This is a genomic window from Listeria costaricensis, from assembly GCF_900183385.1.
Classification (GTDB): Bacteria; Bacillota; Bacilli; order Lactobacillales; family Listeriaceae; genus Listeria; species Listeria costaricensis.
This window is the reverse complement of record NZ_FXUT01000036.1, coordinates 1-725: the sequence shown is the minus strand read 5'-3', so window position 1 is coordinate 725 and position 725 is coordinate 1. Positions and strand designations below refer to the sequence as shown.

The following is a 725-nucleotide window of genomic DNA, read 5'->3' as shown; positions in this document are numbered from 1 at the left end:
TTCAGGTTTGTCAAACTGGGATTTTGACTCACATCCAATTCACTCAGGTTATTATGTGAGCAATCCAGATATATCAAACCAGTTAAATATTCCAACCCGCTCATATCAGAAATACCTCTACCACTACCACCGCAAGTTAGATAAGTAATCCCAGCCAATTGTGTATCCGTCACTGTGTCTGTTGGTTGTTTATTCTTCGCAGATGCCACTGATTTAGCCAAATTATCATCAGGAAACCAATCATTAAAAGTCTTGCTGGTTTCTTGAAGCTGACTGTTATCTGCTTGTAGAGATGACTCTTTAGTATCTGATGCTGACTCATCTGTAGATGCTTCCTGCTCTGTCTGTTCAGTTGTTTGCTCTTCATCAGAAGCCGCAGCTCCATCTGTTGCGCTGGAATCGGAAGCGGTAGGATCTTCTGTTGTTTGTTCTTCCGGTGCTGGCTCGCTTGCTGCTTCCACCTTTATCGAAACAGGCGCAGACTCAACCGGATTATCCTCCCGAATCGTCGAAGCTTGCAGCGAATATGTACCGCTTGTCTCCGCCAACAACGTTAACTGCACTTGTTTCTCCTGTCCTTCCAACCAGTCAATCACGATCTGCTGATTTGCGGCATCGTATGTCACACTCGCATCGCCGCTGTATGTATTTTGATATGTCAAGCCTTCAGGAAGCGGCAACGTCACTTTGGTGTCCGTTTCTGACTGATCCTGCACAGTAACTGT

At 45.4% G+C, this 725-nt stretch carries 1 protein-coding gene; it reads right to left on the bottom strand.

The features are described from left to right. Positions 1–725: adhesive domain-containing protein (locus CS921_RS15280; RefSeq protein WP_420843765.1), on the bottom strand; the 725-nt coding region annotated here is incomplete at both ends.